1 protein-coding gene is annotated in these 1,200 nt (G+C 59.5%); it reads left to right on the forward strand.

Annotated elements, in window-relative coordinates; genetic code table 11:
• Entirely contained in the window at positions 1-1,200 is a 1,200-nt protein-coding gene (gene tuf, locus ADN00_RS15220; protein WP_075063863.1) for an elongation factor Tu, read from the forward strand.

The raw sequence follows: 1,200 nt of genomic DNA on the forward strand, positions 1-1,200 counted from the left end.
ATGGCGAAGCAGAAATTTGAGCGGAACAAACCGCACCTCAATGTGGGCACCATGGGCCACATTGACCACGGCAAGACGACCTTGACCGCGGCGATCACCAAGTACTGCGCGATGCTGGGCGGCGCGGAATTTCGCGCTTACGATCAGATCGACAACGCGCCCGAAGAAAAAGCGCGCGGCATCACGATCAACATTGCCCACGTGGAATACGAAACCGCACACCGGCACTACGCTCATGTAGATATGCCTGGTCACCGCGACTACATTAAGAACATGATCACCGGCGCGGCGCAGGTTGACGGCGCGATCCTGGTGGTGGCGGCCCCCGACGGCCCCATGCCCCAGACCAAAGAGCACGTTCTGCTGGCCTACCAGGTGGAAGTTCCGAACATTTGCGTGTTCATGAACAAGACCGACCAGATGGACGACCCCGAACTGCTCGAGCTGGTGGAGCTGGAACTGCGCGAAATGCTGACCGAGTACCACTTCCCGGGCGATGAGGTTCCGATTGTGAAGGGTTCGGCGCTGAAGGCGTTGGAGTCGACCTCCACCGACCCGAACGCTCCCGAATACGCCTGCATCAAAGAGCTGATGGACACCATCGACACCTACTTCCCCGATCCGGTACGCGAAGTGGACAAACCCTTCATGATGCCGGTGGAAGACGTGTTCTCGATCAAAGGCCGCGGCACCGTGGTGACCGGCCGCGCCGAGCGTGGCAAGATCCACACCGGCGACGAGGTGGAGATCGTTGGTCTGCGCGAGACGCGCAAATCGGTCTGCACGGGCGTGGAAATGTTCCACAAGACCCTCGACGAAGGTATGGCTGGCGACAACATTGGCTTGCTGCTGCGCGGCATCAACCGTGAAGACGTGGAACGCGGTATGGTGATTGCGGCTCCCAAGAGCATCACCCCCCACACCAAATTCCAGGCCGAGGTGTACGTGCTGAAGAAAGAAGAAGGCGGCCGTCACAAACCGTTCTTCGATGGCTATCGCCCGCAGTTCTACATCCGCACCATGGATGTGACCGGCTCCATTCACCTGCCCGAGGGCGTGGAAATGGTTATGCCCGGCGACAACATCAACATGACCGCTGAACTGATCGTTCCGGTTGCGCTCGAGCAGGGTTCCAAATTCGCGATCCGCGAAGGCGGTCTGACCGTGGGCGCCGGCGTTATCACCAAGATTCTGGCTTAG

The organism is Ornatilinea apprima (genome assembly GCF_001306115.1).
Lineage (GTDB): Bacteria > Chloroflexota > Anaerolineae > Anaerolineales > Anaerolineaceae > Ornatilinea > Ornatilinea apprima.